Annotated in this window: 20 protein-coding genes; 15 read left to right on the top strand and 5 right to left on the bottom strand. The window is 65.8% G+C overall.

Annotated features, from left to right (window positions below):
• Window positions 1-24: 24 nt before the first annotated feature.
• From BUB20358_RS14755 to BUB20358_RS14740, 4 genes are all read left to right on the top strand, one after another.
• Window positions 25-576, top strand: coding sequence for an LPS-assembly lipoprotein LptE (locus BUB20358_RS14755; protein WP_006765183.1), 552 nt, complete (start codon window positions 25-27; stop codon window positions 574-576).
• A gap of 18 nt (window positions 577-594) precedes the next feature.
• Window positions 595-1,689 carry a DNA polymerase III subunit delta gene (gene holA, locus BUB20358_RS14750; protein ID WP_006765182.1) on the top strand — a complete coding sequence of 365 codons (1,095 nt, stop codon included), beginning with the start codon at window positions 595-597 and terminating at the stop codon, window positions 1,687-1,689.
• A 139-nt stretch (window positions 1,690-1,828) separates the two neighbouring features.
• On the top strand, window positions 1,829-3,100 hold the full coding sequence (locus BUB20358_RS14745; protein WP_035973057.1) for a glutamate-5-semialdehyde dehydrogenase: 1,272 nt from the start codon (window positions 1,829-1,831) through the stop codon (window positions 3,098-3,100).
• 17 nt (window positions 3,101-3,117) lie between these two features.
• Window positions 3,118-3,540: a CopD family protein gene (locus BUB20358_RS14740; protein WP_006765180.1), complete on the top strand. Its 423-nt coding sequence runs from the start codon at window positions 3,118-3,120 to the stop codon at window positions 3,538-3,540.
• A 105-nt stretch (window positions 3,541-3,645) separates the two neighbouring features.
• On the opposite strand, the gene BUB20358_RS14735 is transcribed toward BUB20358_RS14740, so the two are convergent.
• Window positions 3,646-4,491, bottom strand: a complete 846-nt coding sequence (locus tag BUB20358_RS14735; RefSeq protein WP_006765179.1) for a MurR/RpiR family transcriptional regulator — start codon at window positions 4,489-4,491, stop codon at window positions 3,646-3,648.
• A 293-nt stretch (window positions 4,492-4,784) separates the two neighbouring features.
• Here BUB20358_RS14735 and edd point away from each other — a divergent pair, with 293 nt between their 5' ends.
• Window positions 4,785-6,641: a phosphogluconate dehydratase gene (edd, locus tag BUB20358_RS14730; protein WP_006765178.1), complete on the top strand. Its 1,857-nt coding sequence runs from the start codon at window positions 4,785-4,787 to the stop codon at window positions 6,639-6,641.
• Window positions 6,642-6,666: 25 nt separating this feature from the next.
• Entirely contained in the window at window positions 6,667-7,293 is a 627-nt protein-coding gene (eda, locus tag BUB20358_RS14725; protein WP_035973055.1) for a bifunctional 4-hydroxy-2-oxoglutarate aldolase/2-dehydro-3-deoxy-phosphogluconate aldolase, read from the top strand.
• An 84-nt stretch (window positions 7,294-7,377) separates the two neighbouring features.
• Here the strand turns inward: eda and BUB20358_RS14720 are convergent, their stop codons facing one another.
• Entirely contained in the window at window positions 7,378-7,641 is a 264-nt protein-coding gene (locus BUB20358_RS14720) for a hypothetical protein (RefSeq protein ID WP_045552486.1), read from the bottom strand.
• Window positions 7,638-8,093, bottom strand: a complete 456-nt coding sequence (locus BUB20358_RS14715; RefSeq protein ID WP_006765176.1) for a DUF2778 domain-containing protein — start codon at window positions 8,091-8,093, stop codon at window positions 7,638-7,640. Before BUB20358_RS14715 ends, BUB20358_RS14720 begins: the two co-directional genes overlap by 4 nt.
• Before the next feature lie 385 nt (window positions 8,094-8,478).
• On the opposite strand from BUB20358_RS14715, the gene BUB20358_RS14710 reads away from it, so the two are divergent.
• Together BUB20358_RS14710 and BUB20358_RS14705 are read left to right on the top strand one after the other, a co-directional pair.
• Window positions 8,479-9,843 (top strand): GntT/GntP/DsdX family permease, encoded by a 1,365-nt coding sequence (locus BUB20358_RS14710; RefSeq protein WP_006765175.1) that lies wholly within the window; start codon window positions 8,479-8,481, stop codon window positions 9,841-9,843.
• A gap of 13 nt (window positions 9,844-9,856) precedes the next feature.
• Window positions 9,857-10,360, top strand: a complete 504-nt coding sequence (locus tag BUB20358_RS14705) for a gluconokinase (protein ID WP_006765174.1) — start codon at window positions 9,857-9,859, stop codon at window positions 10,358-10,360.
• Window positions 10,361-10,436: 76 nt separating this feature from the next.
• Here the strand turns inward: BUB20358_RS14705 and BUB20358_RS14700 are convergent, their stop codons facing one another.
• Window positions 10,437-11,087: a TetR/AcrR family transcriptional regulator gene (locus BUB20358_RS14700; protein WP_006765173.1), complete on the bottom strand. Its 651-nt coding sequence runs from the start codon at window positions 11,085-11,087 to the stop codon at window positions 10,437-10,439.
• Window positions 11,088-11,353: 266 nt separating this feature from the next.
• Between BUB20358_RS14700 and BUB20358_RS14695 the strand changes: the two genes are divergently transcribed.
• Window positions 11,354-12,775, top strand: coding sequence for an NAD(P)/FAD-dependent oxidoreductase (locus BUB20358_RS14695; RefSeq protein ID WP_006765172.1), 1,422 nt, complete (start codon window positions 11,354-11,356; stop codon window positions 12,773-12,775).
• Window positions 12,776-12,866: 91 nt separating this feature from the next.
• Here BUB20358_RS14695 and purB read toward each other — a convergent pair whose 3' ends face one another.
• The gene (gene purB, locus BUB20358_RS14690; RefSeq protein ID WP_006765171.1) at window positions 12,867-14,255 is read right to left on the bottom strand and encodes an adenylosuccinate lyase; all 1,389 of its coding nucleotides are present in this window, start codon (window positions 14,253-14,255) and stop codon (window positions 12,867-12,869) included.
• A 212-nt stretch (window positions 14,256-14,467) separates the two neighbouring features.
• On the opposite strand from purB, the gene BUB20358_RS14685 reads away from it, so the two are divergent.
• The 6 genes from BUB20358_RS14685 to BUB20358_RS14660 all read left to right on the top strand — a co-directional run bounded on the left by BUB20358_RS14685 (window position 14,468) and on the right by BUB20358_RS14660 (window position 20,319).
• Window positions 14,468-15,421 (top strand): LysR substrate-binding domain-containing protein, encoded by a 954-nt coding sequence (locus tag BUB20358_RS14685; protein WP_006765170.1) that lies wholly within the window; start codon window positions 14,468-14,470, stop codon window positions 15,419-15,421.
• 261 nt (window positions 15,422-15,682) lie between these two features.
• A complete protein-coding gene (locus BUB20358_RS14680) occupies window positions 15,683-16,969 on the top strand; it encodes a Glu/Leu/Phe/Val family dehydrogenase (RefSeq protein WP_035973054.1) in 1,287 nt (428 codons plus the stop codon).
• 231 nt (window positions 16,970-17,200) lie between these two features.
• Window positions 17,201-18,094 (top strand): glutamate/aspartate ABC transporter substrate-binding protein, encoded by an 894-nt coding sequence (locus tag BUB20358_RS14675; protein ID WP_035973424.1) that lies wholly within the window; start codon window positions 17,201-17,203, stop codon window positions 18,092-18,094.
• 85 nt (window positions 18,095-18,179) lie between these two features.
• Window positions 18,180-18,920, top strand: coding sequence for an amino acid ABC transporter permease (locus BUB20358_RS14670; RefSeq protein ID WP_006765167.1), 741 nt, complete (start codon window positions 18,180-18,182; stop codon window positions 18,918-18,920).
• Window positions 18,920-19,597 (top strand): glutamate/aspartate ABC transporter permease GltK, encoded by a 678-nt coding sequence (gene gltK, locus BUB20358_RS14665; protein WP_035973053.1) that lies wholly within the window; start codon window positions 18,920-18,922, stop codon window positions 19,595-19,597. The genes BUB20358_RS14670 and gltK overlap by 1 nt, the downstream gene beginning before the upstream one ends.
• Entirely contained in the window at window positions 19,594-20,319 is a 726-nt protein-coding gene (locus BUB20358_RS14660; protein WP_035973051.1) for an amino acid ABC transporter ATP-binding protein, read from the top strand. The genes gltK and BUB20358_RS14660 overlap by 4 nt, the downstream gene beginning before the upstream one ends.
• Window positions 20,320-20,444 lie beyond the last annotated feature (125 nt).

Below are 20,444 nucleotides of genomic sequence, written 5' to 3'. Positions count from 1 at the left end.
CCGGCGCACACAGAAGGAGCGAAGGTGATCCGCAGATCGTTTTTGATGCTCGTCGGCAGCGCGCTCGCGTTGTCGGCATGCGGCTTTCAGCTGCGCGGCCAGCAGGACTATGCGTTCAAGCACCTGCTGATCGCCGGCGCACCGCCGGCCGTCGCGGCGCGGCTCACGCGCCTCGTCGAGGCCGGCAGCGACACGAAGATCGTCAAGTCGGCGGACGACGCCGACGCGGTGCTGCGCATGTGGGAATCGCGCGGCCAGAACACGCTGACGCTCAACAAGTACGGTTCCGCGCAGGAATACGCGCTGTTCTACACGCTGAACTACACGCTGACGAGCAAGGACGGCACCGTGCTGATCCCGCCGAGCGCGATCGCGCTGAACCGCGCGATGACGTACAGCGATCAGTACACGAACGCGAAGGCGCAGGAAGCCGACATCCTGTACGCCGACATGCAGAACGACGCGGTCGATCAGTTGATGCGGCGTCTCGCGATCGTCCACTCGCTGACGCCGGCGCCCGAGGACGTCGTACCGGGCGTCGCGCCGCGCGCGCCGTTGCCGCCGCCGCCGCTTTGATCGCGGGCGCACGCACCGATGCAACTGCGACTTGATGCGCTCGAGCCGCACCTCGCGAAAGGGGTGGCCGGGCTCTACACCGTCTACGGCGACGAGCCGCTGCTCGCGCAGGAAGCGTGCGACCGCATTCGCACGGCCGCGCGTGCAGCGGGCTTCACCGAGCGGTCGGTGCATACGGTCGAGCGCGGCTTCGACTGGAGCGTGCTGCTCGGCGCGACGCAGGCGATGTCGCTGTTCGGCGAGCGCCAGCTGATCGAGCTGCGCATTCCGTCGGGCAAGCCGGGCAAGGAAGGCGCGGACGCGCTGAAGGCGCTCGCGGCCGCCGGCAATCCGGACGCGCTGCTGCTCGTCACGTTGCCGCGCCTGGACGCGGCAACGCAGAAGTCCGCATGGTTCACCGCGCTGCAGAACGGCGGCGTCGCGCTGAAGATCGACCCGGTCGATCGCGCGCAACTGCCGAACTGGATCGGCCAGCGTCTCGCGATGCAGGGCCAGCGCGTCGCGGCCGGCGACGACGGGCGGCGCGCGCTGCAATTCATCGCGGAGCGCGTCGAAGGCAATCTGCTTGCCGCGCACCAGGAAATCCAGAAGCTCGGGCTGCTGTATCCGCAAGGTGCGCTGTCGTTCGAGCAGGTGCATGACGCGGTGCTGAACGTTGCGCGCTACGACGTGTTCAAGCTGAACGAAGCGATGCTCGCCGGCGACGCCGCGCGGCTCGCGCGCATGATCGACGGACTGAAGGGCGAAGGCGAGGCGATCGTGCTCGTGATGTGGGCCGTCGTCGAGGAACTGCGCACGCTGTTGCGGATCAAGCGCGGCGCCGCGGCCGGCAAGCCGCTCGCGACGCTGCTGCGCGAGAACCGCGTCTGGGGGCCGCGCGAGCGGCTGATCGCCCCGGCGCTGAATCGCGTGTCGGAAGCCGTGCTCGAGAAGGCGCTCGCGTTTGCCGCGAAGCTCGATCGGCAGGTCAAGGGGCTGACGGCCGTCGCGCCGGGCCGCCGCGTGCACGACGAGCCGCCGCCCGACCCGTGGGACGGCCTGTTCCAGCTCGCGATGACGGTCGCGGGCGCACGCGGCGAGCGACCGCCGACCGCGGGTCGCGTGCGGCGTTGAGTCTCGTCCGGGCCTTCAGCGTACGTACCGCAACCCGCTTACAATGCTTCGATGCCGGCGCGGCTGTCCCGCCGCCGCGCCGCGCGTTTCTCCTCACGAATTCATGCCGCGCGACGCGGCCCGCTTCACGAGTCACACGATGGATATCGACCAGTACATGACGGACCTGGGCCGCCGTGCCCGGCACGCTTCCCGCGCGATGGCGCGCGCCAGTACGGCGGCGAAGAACGCGGCGCTCGAAGCGGTCGCGCACGCGATCGAACGCGACGCGCACGCGCTGAAGGACGCGAACGCGCGCGACGTTGCCCGTGCTCGCGAAAAGGGGCTCGATGCGGCGTTCGTCGATCGTCTGACGCTGTCGGACAAGGCGCTGAAGACGATGGTCGAAGGGCTGCGCCAGGTCGCATCGCTCGCCGATCCGATCGGCGAGATCGGCAATCTCAAGTACCGTCCGAGCGGGATCCAGGTCGGTCAGATGCGCGTGCCGCTCGGCGTGATCGGCATCATCTACGAGTCGCGGCCGAACGTGACGATCGACGCGGCCGCACTGTGCCTGAAGTCGGGCAACGCGACGATCCTGCGCGGCGGCTCCGAGGCGCTCGAATCGAATGCGGCGCTCGCGAAGCTGATCGGCGAAGGGCTCGCCGCGGCCGGCCTGCCGCAGGACGCGGTGCAGGTGGTCGCTACCGCCGATCGCGCGGCGGTCGGCAAGCTGATCACGATGACCGAATACGTGGACGTGATCGTGCCGCGCGGCGGCAAGAGCCTGATCGAGCGTCTGATCAACGAGGCGCGCGTGCCGATGATCAAGCACCTCGACGGCATCTGCCACGTGTACGTCGACGATCGCGCGGATCTCGACAAGGCGCTGACCGTCTGCGACAACGCGAAGACGCACCGCTACGGCACCTGCAACACGATGGAGACGCTGCTCGTCGCGAGCGGCATCGCCGCGAAGGTGCTGCCGCCGCTCGGCAAGCTGTATCGCGACAAGCAGGTCGAGCTGCGCGTGGACGCGGCCGCGCGTGCGGTTCTGGCCGACGCGGGCGTCGGCCCGCTCGTCGACGCGACCGAAGAAGACTGGCATACCGAATATCTGGCGCCGGTGCTCGCGATCAAGATCGTCGACGGGCTCGACGCCGCGATCGAGCACATCAACCATTACGGCTCGCACCACACCGACGCGATCGTCACCGAGGATCACGACCGCGCGATGCGCTTCCTGCGCGAGGTCGATTCGGCGAGCGTGATGGTCAACGCATCGACGCGTTTTGCGGACGGTTTCGAATTCGGCCTCGGTGCCGAAATCGGCATCTCGAACGACAAGCTGCACGCGCGCGGCCCGGTCGGCCTCGAAGGGCTGACGTCGCTGAAGTACGTCGTGCTCGGTCACGGCGAAGGCCGGCAGTAACGCGAGGTGCACGACCGATGGCAATGCTCTGGATCAAGACGTTCCACATCGTTCTGATCGCCGCGTGGTTCGCGGGGCTGTTCTATCTGCCGCGCATCTACGTGAACCTCGCGATGGAGACCGATCCGGCCGCCGTGCGCCGTCTGCTGCTGATGGCGCGCAAGCTGTTCCGCTTCATGACGTTCATCGCGGTGCCCGCGCTCGCGTGCGGGCTGTGGCTGTGGCTCGCGATCGGCATCGGGCAGGGACAGGGCTGGATTCATGCGAAGGTGACGGTCGTGCTGCTGCTCGTCGTCTATCACGCGTATTGCGGGTATCTGCTGCGCGTGTTCGAGCGCGGCGAGAACCGCCGCAGCGACAAGTGGTATCGCGTGTTCAACGAACTGCCGGTGCTCGGCATGCTCGCCGCGGTCGCGCTGGTCGTGATCAAGCCGTTCTGACCGGCGCGCCGGCCGCCGTCTTCGTGGCCGCTGCGCTCGTTTTCTCGACGATCGTTTCAGCGACGGCGCCCCGCGGGGCGCCGTCTCGCTTTGCGGCGCGCGTCGTCAGTCCTTCGCGTCGTCGATCCGCCGCCGCGTGATCGCCTCCTTCGCGCGGCCGACCCGTTCCATCAACGCCGGGCCGCGCGACAGCGCGACGCCGACCGCAAGGATGTCGCCGATCGCCAGATGCGACATCCGCGACGTCATCGGCGAGAACACGTCGGTCTCCTCGGCGATATTCGATGCAAGGCTCACGGTCGCGAGCTTCGCGAGCGGCGAGTGGCTGTGCGTGATCGCGACGACTTTCGCGCCGCACGCGAGCGCGGCACGCGCGGCGTCGACGATGTCGCGCGTGCGACCGGTGTTCGAGATCGCGACGACGACGTCCTGCGGCCCGAGCAGCGCGGCCGACATCGAGAACGTGTGCGGGTCCGAATACGCGACGCTCGGCACGCCGAGCCGAAAGAACTTGTGCTGGATGTCCTGTGCGGCGATGCCCGAGCCGCCGGCGCCGTAGAACTCGATCCGCGACGCGTTCGACAGCAGCGCGATCGCGTCGGCGACGCTGCCGGCGGACAGACTGTTGCGCACCTCGATCAGCGCACCGATCGTGCGGTCGAACACCTTGCCGATGATGCCGGGTGCCGGCTCGTCCGGCTCGACGTCGCGATACACGGACGACACGCCCGGCGCGATGCTCTGCGCGAGCCGGATCTTGAATTCGCGGAAGCCGCTGCAGCCGAGCGCCTGGCAGAAACGCGCGATCGTCGGCTGGCTGACGCCGGCGCGCGTCGACAGCTCGGTCATCGCGAGGTCGAGTACCTCGCGAGGCGCGGCGAGGATGTAGTCGGCAAGCTTGCGTTCGGACGGGCGCAGGTCGGCGCGGATCGCTTCGATGCGAGGCAGCATGGGATGGCGGGCGGAAATCGGGTTCGGATGCGGGAGTGTATCGCAGACGAATTGTAGAAAATCTACATGAAAATGCTAGCGATATTGTGGATTTCTGGCTGGGTGTCGTGTAACGGTAATCAGGGTTTTTACTAGTATTTGGCGTGCTATCGGCAGGAATAGACGTTGCGTGCCTGTCGGTCGCCGTTGCGTGCTTGTAGTTTTTCTACTAGACTGCGTCCGTTCAGTCGGCTCGTTCGACCGTCCCCACGATTCCAACCGCCGGTGTCGGCCGGCATACAGGAGCGCCCAGCATGACGTCGCTGCATCCCACCCTGGCGAAGGTCACCGAACGCGTGATCGCCCGCAGCCAATCGACCCGATCCGCCTATCTGCAGCGCATCGACGGCGCGCAGGGCAAATTCCCGGCCCGCGGCGCGCTGTCGTGCGCGAACCTCGCGCACGGCTTCGCGGGCCTCGAGGGCAACGACAAGTTCGCGATCAAGGCGATCCGGCAGCCGAACATCGGCATTGTGTCGTCCTACAACGAAATGCTGTCCGCGCACGCGCCGTACAAGGACTTCCCCGACATCATCAAGGCCGCCGCGCGCGAAAACGGCGGCGTCGCGCAGTTCGCGGGCGGCGTGCCGGCGATGTGCGACGGCATCACGCAGGGCAATCCGGGGATGGAGCTGTCGCTGTTCTCGCGCGAGGCGATCGCGATGGGCACGGCGATCGCGCTCACGCACAACATGTTCGACGCGGCGCTGTGCCTCGGCATCTGCGACAAGATCGTGCCGGGCCTGCTGATCGGCGCGCTGCAGTTCGGCCACCTGCCGACGATCTTCGTGCCGGCCGGTCCGATGACGAGCGGCCTGTCGAACGACGACAAGGCGAAGATCCGCCAGCAGTTCGCGACCGGCCAGGTCGGCCGCGACGCGCTGCTCGAAGCGGAGTCGGCCGCGTATCACGGTCACGGCACCTGCACGTTCTACGGCACCGCCAACAGCAACCAGATGCTGATGGAAGTGATGGGGCTGCATCTGCCGGGCGCCGCGTTCGTGCATCCGCATACGCCGCTGCGCGACGCGCTGACGGCCGAGGCCGCGCGCCGCGTGCTCGATCTGACCGTCGAGCGCGGCCACTACACGCCGATCGGCCACGTGATCGACGAGAAGGCGATCGTCAACGGGATCGTCGCGCTGCTCGCGACCGGCGGCTCGACGAACCATACGCTGCACCTCGTCGCGATCGCGCGCGCGGCCGGCATCCTGATCGACTGGAACGATTTCGACGAGCTGTCGGCCGTCGTGCCGCTGCTCGCGAAGATCTACCCGAACGGCAAGGCCGACGTGAATCACTTCCATGCGGCGGGCGGCGTCGCGTTCCTGGTGCGCAACCTGCTCGAAGGCGGACTGCTGCACGAGGACGTGGCGACGGTCGCCGGCCGCGGCCTCGTGCACTACACGAAGGAGCCGAAGCTCGTCGACGGCAAGCTGACGTGGGTCGACGGCGTCGCCGAAAGCCACGACACGAAGGTGCTGCGCGGCATTCGCGACCCGTTCCAGCCGGACGGCGGCCTGCGGCTGATGCAAGGCCGGCTCGGCCGCGGCGTGATCAAGATTTCGGCGGTCGCGCCCGAACACCGCAAGGTGAAGGCGCCGGCGATTGTGTTCGACTCGCAGGAAGCCGTGCAGGAGGCGTTCGATCGCGGCGAGCTGAAGCGCGACTTCGTCGCCGTCGTGCGGTTCCAGGGCGCGCGCGCGAACGGGATGCCCGAGCTGCACCGTTTGACGCCGCTCCTCGGCGTGCTGCAGGATCAGGGCTTCCACGTCGCGCTCGTCACCGACGGCCGGATGTCCGGCGCGTCCGGCAAGGTGCCGGCCGTGATCCACCTGTCGCCCGAAGCGCTGCTCGGCGGGCCGATCGGCAAGGTGAAGACGGGCGACATGCTGGTGATCGATGCGGAGGCCGGCGTGCTCGACATCGACGTCGACGACGCCGAATGGCATGCGCGCCCGGTCGCGCAGCCGCTGCATCAGGCCGACAATGAAACGGGTTTCGGGCGCGAACTGTTCGGCGTGTTCCGCGCGGCTGCCGCGCCGGCCGAGCAGGGCGCATCGGTTTTCGGGACGCTGGTCGGCGAAGCGGCCGCCCGCGTCACCGCGTGAATTTCAAGATCAAGGAGTGTCATCGATGAAGACGATTGGCGAAATCGTGAAGCTGGGCCCGGTGATTCCGGTGCTCGCGTTCGACTCGGTCGAGCAGGGCGAACAGGTGTCGCGCGCGTTGCACGCGGGCGGCGTGAAGGTGCTGGAGATCACGCTGCGTACGCCGGCAGGCATCGAAGCGATCCAGCGCGCGAGCCAGCTCGCGGAGGACATCGTTGTCGGCGTCGGCACGATCACGAAGCCCGAGCACTGCGCACAGGCGAAGCGTGCGGGCGCGAAGTTCGGCGTGTCGCCGGGGCTGACGAAGGATCTGCATCTCGCGTCGCTCGATGCGGGCCTGCCGCTGCTGCCGGGCGTGATGACGCCGAGCGACATCATCCAGGCGCTCGAATTCGGCTACGAGATCGTGAAGTTCTTCCCTGCGCAGCAGGCGGGCGGCGTGCCGATGCTGCAGGCGTTCCACGGTCCGTTCCCGACGCTGAAGTTCTGCCCGACCGGCGGGATCACGGCGGACACCGCGCCGAATTTCCTGAAGCAGCCGAACGTCGTGTGCGTCGGCGGGTCGTGGCTCACGCCGAAGGCCGCGCTCGCCGCGCAGGACTGGGCGGAGGTCACGCGGCTCGCGGAGGCTGCGAGCCGGCTTTCGCGTTGAAACGCTGACGCGTAGCCTCGTCGTCGCCCGTCGCACGACTTCGCGATTGTCCGCGGTGCGGCGGCGACGGGCACGCGCCCCACATCACTGGCGTCTTTTTTTGTACGCGCGGAAAAAAAGTAAATAAATGACAACGGCGGGGGGCGTGAACAGAACCAGTCCGACCAGTCCTTCCAGTTCGGCGACCTCGTCGGCATTGCGTACACCATACCAGTCGACCAGACGGTTCGCCCACGTTTCGGGAAAGCGCGGAAAGAGCTCGTAGTGCGTGATCCAGACGAGCGTCAACAGATTGGCGATCAGATAGACAAAAAACAGTCCGATCAGTATTTGGCGGGCGCGCTTCATGAGACCACTACGGTACCGTAAGCGTCATATGCGTTGGCGGCGATCCTGAATTTTGGAGCGTTCAATATCGCTCTGCGCAGCGCAATGAAGTCGGAACGCTTTTCAACCGTAATGCAGCCTTCGCTGATACCCAGCGGGCCCTTAGGGTGGAGCCTGAATTGCCCGCGCTTCACTTGCGAGCAGAACAGTTCGTCATCGATCTTTCGATCCTTCGCATATAGTGCGAACCATTCGAATTTGTTGACGCCTCGAAGCAAATGCGGGATATCAAACAGAGTGCTTCCGCGGTCGACTATATAGTACGTTCCGCGTGGAATAGGCCCGTTTTTGACGATGCATTGATACTGCGGTTTATTCCGATATTGGCCTTGTCCGGAGAACGCCGGAAATCGTTGAGATCCATGAATTAGTTTGCTTAGCGGCTGACTGTTCAATTCGAAAGAGATTTGCATCGGGATCGATATTCCGCGGTGAAAGAGCGCTCGACGCTAGCAGAGAGGATTTCAACGATCAATCAGGCCCCGAAGACGGCAAGGGCTCGATGGTGGCCTGGGCCGAGTCGCCGTCGCGTATCTCATGTCGCAAATGTCCGGTTCCGCCGGCTCGCCCATCCATCGACGGCGAGTGTCACGCTCGATTTCGAGTCCGAAGGTTCGCTCGGCAGCCGTCGTACAAGGGTCTTTACGGATGGAACCGGTTCTATCCGTCAACCGTAAACATAAGTAAAATTCAGCGTCCTGACAGCGGGTGGAGTACCCCCGTGTTTCGGAGACCTGCATAGCCGGGCATACTCGCAACCACTCGCCCGGTTCGAACAATCCCAAGGAGGAGTGCCACATGGGGGCTGTCCAAGGCAGCATGCTGCTCGTATTCACGCTGATCGCGATCGCCGCGCTGATCCTGATGATCGCGCGCCTGAAGATCTACCCGTTCCTGGTGCTGATCATCGTTTCGCTGGGCCTCGGTCTCGCCGTCGGCATGCCGATGGACAAGATCGTCAAGTCGTTCGAAACCGGCACGGGCGGCACGCTCGGCCACATCGCGATCGTCGTCGGCCTCGGGACGATGCTCGGCAAGATGATGGCCGAATCGGGCGGCGCCGAGCGGATCGCGACCACGCTGATCGACTGGTTCGGTGAAAAGAACATTCACTGGGCGATGATGTTCGTCGCGATCATCGTCGGCCTGCCGGTGTTCTTCGAAGTCGGCTTCGTGCTGCTGATCCCGATCGCGTTCAACGTCGCGAAGCGCACCGGCAAGTCGCTGCTCGTCGTCGGGCTGCCGATGGTGGCCGGCCTGTCGGTCGTGCACGGGCTGATCCCGCCGCACCCGGCCGCGCTGCTCGCCGTTCAGCAATACGGTGCCGACATCGGCAAGACGATCGCGTTCGGCCTCGTCGTCGGCGTGCCGACGGCGGTCATCGCGGGGCCGCTGTTCGCGCTGATGATTTCGAAGTTCGTGAAGCTGCCGGAAAACAATCCGCTCGCGTCGCAGTTCGTCGACTCGCGCGCCGATGGCCGCACGCGCGAACTGCCGGGTTTCGGCATCACGCTGTTCACGATCCTGCTGCCCGTCGTGCTGATGCTCGTCGGCAGCTGGGCCGACCTGCTGTTCGCGCCGAAATCGCTGCCGAACAACCTGCTGCGCTTTGCCGGCAATTCGGACGTCGCGCTGCTGATCGCCGTGCTCGTGAGCTTCTTCACGTTCGGCAAGCTGCAGGGCTTCAACCGCGACCAGATCCAGAAATTCTGCGGCGAGTGTCTGGCGCCGATCGCAGGGATTACGCTGATCGTCGGCGCGGGCGGCGGCTTTGGCGGTATCCTGCGCGATAGCGGGATCTCGCAGCAGATCGTCGCGACCGCCACGCAGGCGCACCTGTCGCCGCTGCTGCTCGGCTGGTTCGTCGCCGCGCTGATCCGTCTCGCGACGGGCTCCGCGACGGTCGCGATGACGACGGCTTGCGGCATCGTCGCGCCGATCGCGGCTGCCGCGACCGGCACGGCGGTTCGTCCGGAACTGCTGGTGCTCGCGACGGGCTCGGGCTCGCTGATCTTCTCGCACGTGAACGACGGCGGTTTCTGGCTGATCAAGGAGTATTTCGGGATGACGGTCGGCCAGACGTTCAAGACCTGGACGCTGCTCGAAACGATCATCTCGGTGCTCGGCCTCGGCTTCACGCTGGTGCTGAGCATGGTTCTGTAACCAGGGGTAGTCAATGATTCTGATCGCAATGGGCGTGTCGGGCGCGGGCAAGTCGCGGATCGGCGAAATGCTAGCGGAACGCCTGTCGTGCAGCTATACCGACGGCGACGCGTTTCACAGCGCGGCCAACAAGGAAAAGATGCACCACGGCATTCCGCTCACCGACGACGACCGCTGGCCGTGGCTGCGCGCGATCCGCGCGGCGATCGAGGAAAAGCAGCGCGCCGGCGAGACCGCGGTCTTCACGTGCTCGTCGCTGAAGCGGTCGTATCGCGACGTGCTGCGCGGCAACGATACGGACGTGCGCTTCGTGTATCTGAAGGGTTCGTTCGACGTGCTGCGCGAGCGGCTGAAGACGCGTACCGGCCACTTCTTCGATCCGTCGCTGCTGCAGAGCCAGCTCGACACGCTCGAGGAGCCGGGCCCGGACGAAGCGATCGAAGTGAGCATCGAGTTGACGCCGGAACAGATCGTCGATCAGGTGATGCTGAAGGTCGGTCTCGCGCAGCAGCACTAAGCGCGGTTCGCGGCAATCGTATGACGCAAAGGCGCCCTTCGGGGCGCCTTTGTTCATTTGGGGCGGCAGCCGCCGGTCAGGTGGCCGGCGCAGCGCGTTTGGCGATGCCGTCGATCAGCACGTCGAGCATCGTGTCGTGCACGGCCGCGGGATCGAGCCGCGCATAGAGCGGCGCGGCCGCTCTGACGAGCGGGTATTCGGCATCGGACAGCGCGTTCATTTCGGCGAGTTCCTCGTCGTTCGCGGGCCGCGTGAGGCCGCCGGCTTCGGCAGCGGCGAGCCCGATCACGCTCGCATACCAGCCGACGCATACCGACGGCAGCGCCGCGCGCGCGATGCCGGCGTCGCGTAGCGCGCGATGCACGCTCTCGATGTGCGCGAGATCGGCAGGCCCCGTGCTCATGTGACGTTGCAGAAGCGCGAATGCGACCGGATGGCGCAGCGCGAGCGCGCGGTACTGGCGCGCAAGATCGCGCAATCGCTCGTGCCAGGGCAGCGCGTCGTCGACAGGCACCAGCGAGCGCGACAATGCGTTCGCGATCGCGCGATACAGGCCGTCCTTCGACTTGAAGTGATACAGCACGCTCATCGGGTCGCAGCCGATCGACTGCGCGAGCTTGCGCACGCTGAAGGCGGCTTCGCCGACCTCTTCGAGCAGCGCGAGCGCCGCGGCGACGATCGCGTCCTTGTCGAGGCCGCGCGGACCTTGGGCAGGTTTGTCATTCATCGGCGGTGCAGGGGCAGCGCGTGTGCCCCGTAAGCTTGACGAAAGCTGATTCTACACTGTAGAATTATTTCTGCGGTGTAGAAATTGGGTATCCCGACGCGTTGCCGAACGGCGAGCGCGCGGGCTCCAGGCGACACGGTCGTGCTCGCCGTCAACACGGGCCGTTGCGCCCCTTTTCTCGTTGACACCCAAGTGGAACCGGCTGCCCCACCCGCGAAGCCCGAACGGCTCTTCGACAGGCGGCCCAAGACCATGCAAGTGCAATCATGACTTTCAATCACAAGCCCGTGATCCAGGGCGACTCGCGTTTCATGCAAACGCAACTGAACATCGAAAAAGACAACTGGAACTGGTGCGATCCGGCCCGCTATGACGGCGATCGGCCGGCCAACTGGTACGAAGCGTCGCTGTCGCATCACGAGAACAGCCCGGCGCTCGCGCACGATGCGGTCTGCGACGTGCTCGTGATCGGCGCCGGCCTGCTCGGCGCGTCGGCCGCGCTGCATCTCGCGGAAGCGGGCGTCGACACGATCCTCGTCGACAAGCATCACGTCGGCTCGGCCGCGTCCGGCCGCAACGGCGGCCAGCTCACGCCGGGCCTTGCGCGCTGGGAGGCGGCGGACATGATCGAACGCCTGTCGCACGACGACGCGAAACGGCTGTGGCGCTTTGCGTCGACCGAATCGATGGACCTGATCGATGCGATCGGCGCACGCTACGCGCTCGACCTCGACCGCAAGCTCGGGCACGTGACGGCGGCCGTTCATCCCGGCCACATGAGCGCGCTGCTCGACGGCGCGGATGCGCGACGCCATCTCGGCGACGCGGGCGTGACGCTCGTCGGCCGCCATCAGCTGCATGACGAATACGTGCGCTCGGCGCTGTATCACGGTGCGGCGATCGACGCGATCGGCGGACAGATTCATCCGCTCGCGCTGGTGCGCGGCCTCGTGCACGGCTTCCGGCTGAACGGCGGCGCGCTGTACGAGGGGACGGAAGTGCTCGAACTCGACGAAACGCCCGCGGGCGTCGTCGCGACGACGCCGGGCGGCACGATCACGGCGCGCCGCGGCATCGTGCTCGCGCTGCACAACACGACGTTCCGGCTGCTCGACGACGGCGCGTCGACGACCGTGCCGTTCTTCACGTACGTAAGCGTGACGGCGCCGCTCGACGTCGACGTCGCGACGCTGATGCCGGCCGGCATGCCGGTGTACGACACGCAGTTCCAGATCGACTACTACCGGCCGGTGCGCGGCAACCGCCTGCTGTTCGGCGGTCAGGGCACCGGCACCTGCTGGGCGCAGCCGGACGTCAACGCGTATCTGCTGACGCGGCTGAACACCGTGTTTCCGCAGCTCGACGGACGCTTCGCGCTCGACTATTGCTGGAGCGGCGTCAGCGATTTCACGCTGAACGGCGCGACCGACAGCCGCAAGACCGACGGCCGCGTGCCGATGTACATGGTGCAGGGCTGGAGCGGTCACGGCGTCGCGCAGACGGTGCGGATCGGCAAGGCGATCTGCGACGACTTCGTCGGGCGCAACGACGACTTCTCGATGCTCACCGACATCGATCATCGCGAGATTCCGCTCGGCCGCCAGTTGTCGCCGGTCGCGATTCCGGCCGCGAAGGCCGCGATGAGCGTGCTCAGTACGCTCAATCCGGGACGAATGATCTCGTTCTGACGCGCTCGGCCCGTCAGCGTGCCGTACAAACGAAAAAGCCCGATGCGACCGCAGTCGCATCGGGCTTTGCTTTTCCGCGCGGCGGCTTCGCTTACGCGATCCGCTTCGCGAGTTCGACGGCCTTGCCGATGTACGAAGCGGGCGTCATCGCGAGCAGCCGGTCCTTCGCGTCCTGCGGAATCGCGAGCGTGCCGATGAACTGCTGCAGCGCTTCGCGCGTGATGCCCTTGCCGCGCGTCAGCTCCTTCAACTGCTCGTACGGATTCTCGATGCCATAGCGGCGCATCACCGTCTGCACCGGCTCGGCGAGCACTTCCCAGCAATTGTCGAGGTCGTCCTTGAGCCGCTGCGGATTCACTTCGAGCTTGTCGAGGCCGCGGATCAGCGCGTCGTACGCGAGCAGCGAATAGCCGAACGCGACGCCGATGTTGCGCAGGACGGTCGAATCGGTCAGATCGCGCTGCCAGCGCGACACCGGCAGCTTGTCGGCGAGGTGGCGCAGCGTCGCGTTCGCGAGGCCGAGGTTGCCTTCCGAGTTCTCGAAGTCGATCGGATTGACCTTGTGCGGCATCGTCGACGAGCCGATTTCGCCGGCCTTCGTCTTCTGCTTGAAGTAGCCGAGCGAGATGTAGCCCCACACGTCGCGGTCGAGGTCGAGCAGGATCGTGTTCGCGCGCGCGACCGCGTCGAACAGCTCGGCCATGTAGTCGTGCGGCTCGATCTGGATCGTGTACGGGTTGAACGTGAGCTTCAGGCGGTTCTCGATCACGTCGCGCGAGAACGCTTCCCAGTCGAATTCCGGATACGCGGACAGATGCGCGTTGAAGTTGCCGACCGCGCCGTTCATCTTGCCGAGGATCTCGACCTTCTCGATGCGCACGATCGCGCGCGAGAGACGCGCGGCGACGTTCGCGAGCTCCTTGCCGAGCGTCGTCGGGCTGGCCGGCTGGCCGTGCGTGCGCGACAGCATCGGCTGGTCGGCGAGCGCATGCGCGAGCGCGACGAGGCGCTGATGGACCGTGCGCAGCGCCGGCACGATCACGTGCTCGCGCGCGCCGGCGAGCATCATCCCGTGCGACGTGTTGTTGATGTCCTCGGACGTACACGCGAAGTGAATGAATTCGCTCGCCTTCTCGAGCTCGGCCTGGCCCTTCACCGATTCCTTCAGCCAGTATTCGACGGCCTTCACGTCGTGGTTCGTCACGCGCTCGATTTCCTTGATGCGCGCCGCGTCGTGCGCGGTGAAGCGCTCGACGAGCTGCAGCAGGAACTGTTCGGCCGCGTCGGAGAAGCGCGGGACTTCCGCGAAGCCGGCGCGCGACAGCGCGATCAGCCAGTGCACCTCGACGGTGACGCGGTGGCGCATGAACGCGGCTTCGGAGAGCCAGTCGCGCAGCGCTTCGGTCTTGCTGGCGTAGCGGCCGTCGAGCGGCGAGAGCGCGGTGAGGGCGAAAAGCGTATCGGGACGAGTGTCGGACATGATCGGGCGGGCCTTGGCGGCCGGGGCGAACGAGGGGGAGAAGAATCCGGCATTTTACCATCGGCGCGGGACGGCTCCGCCCGCCGCCGGCTCGTCGCGCGTCGGGACGTGCGCGCGAGCGCAGCCGCGGCGTACGTAGTCGGCGATCGCCGGCGCGCGCGCCGGTAGAATGCAGGCTTCTTCCCGATCGCCGCCGCCGGCGCGCCGCCTGCATGGAACTGAAATGGCTCGAAGACTTCGTGTCGCTCGCCGAAACGCGCAGCTTTAGCCGCTCCGCCGAACTGCGGCACGTGTCGCAGCCGGCGTTTTCGCGACGCATCCAGGCGCTCGAGGCGTGGCTCGCGACCGAACTGATCGACCGGTCGGTCTATCCGACGCGGCTCACGCAGGCCGGCCAGATCTTCTACGAGCAGGCGCTGACGATGCTGTCGCAGGCGCACGAAGCGAGAACGCTGCTGCGCGGCCACGTCGGCGCGTCGGTGCCGACGATCGAGTTCGCGGTGCCGCACACGCTGTCGCTCACGTATTTCCCGCGTTGGCTGCAGCGGATCGAAGCGAAGATGGGGCCGATCCACACGCGGCTGCGCGCGCTGAACGTGCACGATGCGGTGCTGTCGCTCGTCGAGGGCGGCTGCGATCTCGTGATGGGCTATCACCACCCGAGCCATCCGGTCGCGCTCGACCCGGCCCGCTACGACATGCTGGTGCTCGGCAGCGAGCCGATCAGCGCGTTTTCGGCGCCCGGCCGCGCGGGGCGGCCGCGCTACACGCTGCCCGGCACCGCGGACGCGCGCGTGCCGTACCTGTCGTATACGCCGAACGCGTATCTCGGCCGGATGACCGAGGTGATCGTCGCGAACGCGCCGACGCCGCTGTTTCTCGATCGCGTGTACGAAACCGACATGGCCGAAGGGCTGAAGGCGATGGCGCTCGCCGGGCACGGCGTCGCGTTCCTGCCGCACAGCGCGGTCGACGACGCGGTCGCGGCCGGCCGCCTGATCCGGCTCGATCGCGTCGCGCGCGGCGGCACGCATCCGTTCACGCTGACGATGGAGATCCGGCTGTATTGCGACAAGCTCGCGCTGCAGGGCGACGATCCGCGGCAGAAGCTCGTGCGCGCGCTGTGGGACGTCGTGCGCGACGAGCTGCGCGAAACGGCCGACTGACCGCGCCGGCTGACGACGCGCTTGCCACGCGTGCCGCGCAGCCCGTCGTGCGGCCGGCGCGGGCGAGCGGCTGCGACGATTCCCCGCGTTCTCCGCGCCCGCGATGCACGCGCGATATCGCGCGTTCTTGCGCAAATCCACCGCGAATTTGCGAAAAATCGCGATCATGCAAGAAACGCATAATCGAATAAGCAAACGGCATTGGATAAAAAAAACGGGTTTTTCGACAATGTGCGCAATCCGTTGAACGTTGGAGCATCCATGTCTTCGCAACAGCAGTCCATCCCGTCCTACCTGCACGCCGACGATCTCGGCCCGTGGGGCAACTACCTTCAGCAGGTCGATCGCGTCGCGCCGTACCTCGGTTCGCTGTCGCGCTGGCTCGAAACGCTGAAGCGTCCGAAGCGCATCCTGGTCGTCGATGTGCCGATCGAGCTCGACAACGGTACCGTCGCGCACTTCGAAGGCTATCGCGTGCAGCACAACGTGTCCCGCGGCCCCGGCAAGGGCGGCGTGCGCTATCACCAGGACGTGACGCTGTCGGAAGTGATGGCGCTGTCCGCATGGATGTCGGTGAAGAACGCGGCCGTGAACGTGCCGTACGGCGGTGCGAAGGGCGGCATCCGCGTCGACCCGCGCAAGCTGTCGCGCGGCGAGCTCGAGCGCGTCACGCGTCGCTACACCAGCGAAATCGGCATCATCATCGGCCCGAACACCGACATTCCGGCACCGGACGTCAACACCAACGAACAGGTGATGGCGTGGATGATGGATACGTTCTCGATGAACCAGGGCCAGACGTCGACCGGCGTCGTGACCGGCAAGCCGATCTCGCTCGGCGGCTCGCTCGGCCGCAAGGAAGCGACGGGCCGCGGCGTGTTCGTCGTCGGCTGCGAAGCGGCGAAGAAGAAGGGCCTCGAAATCGAAGGCGCGCGCATCGCGGTGCAAGGCTTCGGCAACGTCGGCGGGATCGCCGCGAAGCTGTTCCAGGAAGCGGGTTCGAAGGTGATCGCGGTGCAGGATCACACGGGCACGATCTACCAGCCGGCCGGCCTCGACGCGAACAAGCTGCTCGACCACGTCGCGCGCACCGGCGGCGTCGCCGGCTTCGAAGGCGCGGAGCCGATGGTGAACGACGAGTTCTGGACGGTCGAAACCGACATCCTGATCCCGGCCGCGCTCGAAAACCAGATCACCGAGAAGAACGCATCGAAGATCCGCACGAAGATCATCGTCGAAGGCGCGAACGGCCCGACGACGACCGCGGCCGACGACATCCTGAGCGCGAACGGCGTGCTCGTGATTCCGGACGTGATCGCCAACGCGGGCGGCGTGACCGTGTCGTACTTCGAGTGGGTGCAGGACTTCTCGAGCTTCTTCTGGACCGAAGACGAAATCAACCACCGTCTCGAGCGCGTGATGCGCGAAGCGTTCGCCGGCGTGTGGGCGGTCGCGGAAGAGCACAAGGTGTCGGTGCGCACGGCGGCGTTCATCGTCGCGTGCAAGCGCATCCTGATGGCGCGCGAAATGCGCGGCCTGTATCCGTGATCGGCGGTCCGCGACCGCGGACCCGATCGATTCGTGACGCAATCGATCCGATTGCGTAAATGAAGCCTCGCGGGCGGTGCCGAATCCGGCATCGCCCGCGCACGCATTCGGACGCCCGAAGCCGGGAGGACGGCTTCGCACAGGGCGATTCGTAGTGCGGTAAACAACCAGTACTTTCAAAAATATTACTTTGATACACTGGCGCGGGTTTTAGCCAAGGAGATGAACAAAATGAAATACCACAAGGCAGTCCTGATGGCCGCGGCGCTGTGCGCGTTCGCAAGCGGCGCGCAAGCACAGGAGACCGGCACGCTGAAGAAGATCAAGGACACGGGCGTGATCGCGCTGGGACACCGCGAATCGTCGATCCCGTTCTCCTACTACGACCAGAACCAGCAGGTGGTCGGCTATTCGCGCGACTTCCAGATGAAGGTCGTCGACGCGGTGAAGAAGAAGCTGAACCTGCCGAACCTGCAGGTGAAGAACATTCCGGTCACGTCGCAGAACCGCATTCCGCTCGTGCAGAACGGCACCGTCGACATCGAGTGCGGATCGACGACCAACAACCTCGAGCGTCAGCAGCAGGCCGCGTTCTCGAACACGATCTTCGTGATCGGCACGCGCCTGATGACGAAGAAGGATTCGGGCATCAAGGACTTCGCCGATCTGAAGGGCAAGACGGTCGTGACCACCGCCGGCACGACGTCGGAGCGTCTGCTGCGCAAGATGAACAACGACAAGCAGATGGGCATGAACATCATCAGCGCGAAGGATCACGGCGATTCGTTCAATACGCTGGAGTCGGGCCGCGCGGTCGCGTTCATGATGGACGACGCGCTGCTCGCGGGCGAGCGCGCGAAGGCGAAGCAGCCGGGCGAGTGGGTGATCGTCGGCACGCCGCAGTCGGAAGAGGCGTACGGCTGCATGATGCGCAAGGGCGATACGGAGTTCAAGAAGGTCGTCGACGACGCGATCGCGCAGGTCGAGAAGTCCGGCGAAGCCGCGAAGATCTACGCGAAGTGGTTCGAGAATCCGATTCCGCCGAAGGGGCTGAACCTGAACTTCCCGCTGTCCGATTCGATGAAGAAGCTGTACGCGAACCCGAACGACAAGGCGCTCGACTGACCCGTGCATCCGTTGATGCAGAGTTGACGCTGACGAAACGGAAGAGGCCACGCTTCTTCCGTTTCTTTTTGCTGGAGTCTTGCCCATGTCTTACCACTGGAACTGGGGCATCTTCCTGAGCCCCGTGTCGACCGGCGAGCCGACCACGTATTTCGGCTGGCTGATGTCCGGCTTCTGGGTGACGATCGAAGTGTCGCTCGTCGCCTGGGTCATCGCGCTGATCGTCGGTTCGCTGTTCGGCGTGCTGCGCACCGTGCCGAACAAATGGCTCGCGGCGATCGGCACCGTGTACGTGTCGATCTTCCGGAACGTTCCGCTGATCGTGCAGTTCTTCATCTGGTACCTCGTCGTGCCCGAGCTGCTGCCGGCGTCGGTCGGCACCTGGATCAAGCAGCTGCCGCCCGGCACGCAGTTCTTTACCGCGTCGATCGTGTGTCTCGGCCTGTTCACCGGCGCGCGCGTGTGCGAGCAGGTGCGCTCCGGGATCAACGCGCTGCCGAAGGGCCAGCGCGCGGCCGGCCTCGCGATGGGCTTCACGCAATGGCAGACGTATCGCTACGTGCTGCTGCCGGTCGCATACCGGATCATCGTGCCGCCGCTCACGTCGGAGTTCCTGAACATCTTCAAGAACTCGGCCGTCGCGTCGACGATCGGCCTGCTCGACCTGTCCGCGCAGGCGCGCCAGCTCGTCGACTACACCGCGCAGACGTACGAGTCGTTCATCGCGGTCACGCTCGCGTACGTGCTGATCAACCTCGTCGTGATGGCGTTCATGCGCTGGATCGAGGCCCGCACGCGGCTGCCCGGCTACATCGGAGGCAAGTGATGCATCAGTTCGACTGGAGTAGTATTCCCGGCGCGCTGCCGACGCTGTGGACCGGCGCGATCGTCACGTTCAAGATCACGCTGATCGCGATCGTCGTCGGGATCGTCTGGGGCACGCTGCTGGCACTGATGCGTCTGTCCGGCGTGAAGCCGCTCGCATGGTTCGCGAAGGGCTACGTGACGGTGTTCCGCTCGATCCCGCTCGTGATGGTGCTGCTGTGGTTCTTCCTGATCGTGCCGCAGGTGCTGCAGGGCGTGCTCGGGCTGTCGCCGACGATCGACATCCGTCTCGCGTCGGCAATGGTCGCGTTCTCGCTGTTCGAAGCCGCGTATTATTCCGAGATCATCCGCGCCGGCATTCAGTCGGTGCCGCGCGGGCAGGTGAACGCCGCGTTCGCGCTCGGGATGAACTACGCGCAGGCGATGCGCCTCGTGATCCTGCCGCAGGCGTTTCGTGCGATGGTCCCGCTGCTGCTCACGCAGGCGATCGTCCTGTTCCAGGACACGTCGCTCGTGTACGTGATCAGTCTCGCCGACTTCTTCCGCACGGCGGCCAACATCGGCGATCGCGACGGCACGACCGTCGAGATGGTGCTGTTCGCGGGCGCATGCTATTTCGTGATTTGCTCGGTGGCGTCTGCCGTCGTCAAAGGTCTCCAGAAAAAGGTCACAAGATGATTTCCATCAAGAACGTTTCGAAGTGGTACGGCCAGTTTCAGGTCCTCACCGACTGCACGACCGAGGTGAAGAAGGGCGAAGTGGTCGTCGTGTGCGGTCCGTCGGGCTCCGGCAAGTCGACGCTGATCAAGACCGTGAACGGTCTCGAGCCGTTCCAGCAGGGCGAGATCCTCGTGAACGGCCAGTCGGTCGGCGACAAGAAGACGAACCTGTCGAAGCTGCGCGCGAAGGTCGGGATGGTGTTCCAGCACTTCGAGCTGTTCCCGCACCTGTCGATCACCGAGAACCTGACGCTCGCGCAGATCACGGTGCTCGGCCGCGGCAAGGACGAAGCGACCGAGAAGGGCCTGAAGCTGCTCGATCGCGTCGGCCTGAAGGCGCATGCGCACAAGTTCCCGGGCCAGCTGTCGGGCGGTCAGCAGCAGCGTGTCGCGATCGCGCGCGCGCTGTCGATGGATCCGATCGCGATGCTGTTCGACGAACCGACGTCCGCGCTCGATCCCGAGATGATCAACGAAGTGCTCGACGTGATGGTCGAGCTCGCGCAGGAAGGGATGACGATGATGGTCGTCACGCACGAGATGGGCTTCGCGAAGAAGGTCGCCCATCGCGTGATCTTCATGGACAAGGGTGCGATCGTCGAAGACGACCGCAAGGACGAGTTCTTCGCGAACCCGAAGTCCGATCGCGCGAAGGACTTCCTCGCGAAGATCCTGCACTGAGCGCACGCGCGCAGATGCACGAAACGCCCGGCCGAGCGCCGGGCGTTTTTTTGTCGGCCGTTCGTCGTTCGCGGGTCGTGGGCCGGCTTCGGCGGGCTCCGGCGCGGGCGCGGCATCGGCCCGCG

The sequence above is a fragment of the Burkholderia dolosa genome (assembly GCF_902499135.1).
Classification (GTDB): Bacteria; Pseudomonadota; Gammaproteobacteria; order Burkholderiales; family Burkholderiaceae; genus Burkholderia; species Burkholderia dolosa.
Note: the sequence above shows the minus strand (reverse complement) of the source record. Positions and strands in the feature narration are given on the sequence as shown.

Bases quoted from the DNA above. Each gene is read 5' to 3' on its own strand.
- holA (WP_006765182.1), top strand. From the start codon at position 595: ATGCAACTGCGACTTGATGCGCTCGAGCCGCACCTCGCGAAAGGGGTG.
- BUB20358_RS14745 (WP_035973057.1), top strand. From the start codon at position 1,829: ATGGATATCGACCAGTACATGACGGACCTGGGCCGCCGTGCCCGGCAC.
- BUB20358_RS14740 (WP_006765180.1), top strand. From the start codon at position 3,118: ATGGCAATGCTCTGGATCAAGACGTTCCACATCGTTCTGATCGCCGCG.
- BUB20358_RS14735 (WP_006765179.1), bottom strand. From the start codon at position 4,491: ATGCTGCCTCGCATCGAAGCGATCCGCGCCGACCTGCGCCCGTCCGAA.
- edd (WP_006765178.1), top strand. From the start codon at position 4,785: ATGACGTCGCTGCATCCCACCCTGGCGAAGGTCACCGAACGCGTGATC.
- eda (WP_035973055.1), top strand. From the start codon at position 6,667: ATGAAGACGATTGGCGAAATCGTGAAGCTGGGCCCGGTGATTCCGGTG.
- BUB20358_RS14720 (WP_045552486.1), bottom strand. From the start codon at position 7,641: ATGAAGCGCGCCCGCCAAATACTGATCGGACTGTTTTTTGTCTATCTG.
- BUB20358_RS14715 (WP_006765176.1), bottom strand. From the start codon at position 8,093: ATGCAAATCTCTTTCGAATTGAACAGTCAGCCGCTAAGCAAACTAATT.
- BUB20358_RS14710 (WP_006765175.1), top strand. From the start codon at position 8,479: ATGGGGGCTGTCCAAGGCAGCATGCTGCTCGTATTCACGCTGATCGCG.
- BUB20358_RS14705 (WP_006765174.1), top strand. From the start codon at position 9,857: ATGATTCTGATCGCAATGGGCGTGTCGGGCGCGGGCAAGTCGCGGATC.
- BUB20358_RS14700 (WP_006765173.1), bottom strand. From the start codon at position 11,087: ATGAATGACAAACCTGCCCAAGGTCCGCGCGGCCTCGACAAGGACGCG.
- BUB20358_RS14695 (WP_006765172.1), top strand. From the start codon at position 11,354: ATGACTTTCAATCACAAGCCCGTGATCCAGGGCGACTCGCGTTTCATG.
- purB (WP_006765171.1), bottom strand. From the start codon at position 14,255: ATGTCCGACACTCGTCCCGATACGCTTTTCGCCCTCACCGCGCTCTCG.
- BUB20358_RS14685 (WP_006765170.1), top strand. From the start codon at position 14,468: ATGGAACTGAAATGGCTCGAAGACTTCGTGTCGCTCGCCGAAACGCGC.
- BUB20358_RS14680 (WP_035973054.1), top strand. From the start codon at position 15,683: ATGTCTTCGCAACAGCAGTCCATCCCGTCCTACCTGCACGCCGACGAT.
- BUB20358_RS14675 (WP_035973424.1), top strand. From the start codon at position 17,201: ATGAAATACCACAAGGCAGTCCTGATGGCCGCGGCGCTGTGCGCGTTC.
- BUB20358_RS14670 (WP_006765167.1), top strand. From the start codon at position 18,180: ATGTCTTACCACTGGAACTGGGGCATCTTCCTGAGCCCCGTGTCGACC.
- gltK (WP_035973053.1), top strand. From the start codon at position 18,920: ATGCATCAGTTCGACTGGAGTAGTATTCCCGGCGCGCTGCCGACGCTG.
- BUB20358_RS14660 (WP_035973051.1), top strand. From the start codon at position 19,594: ATGATTTCCATCAAGAACGTTTCGAAGTGGTACGGCCAGTTTCAGGTC.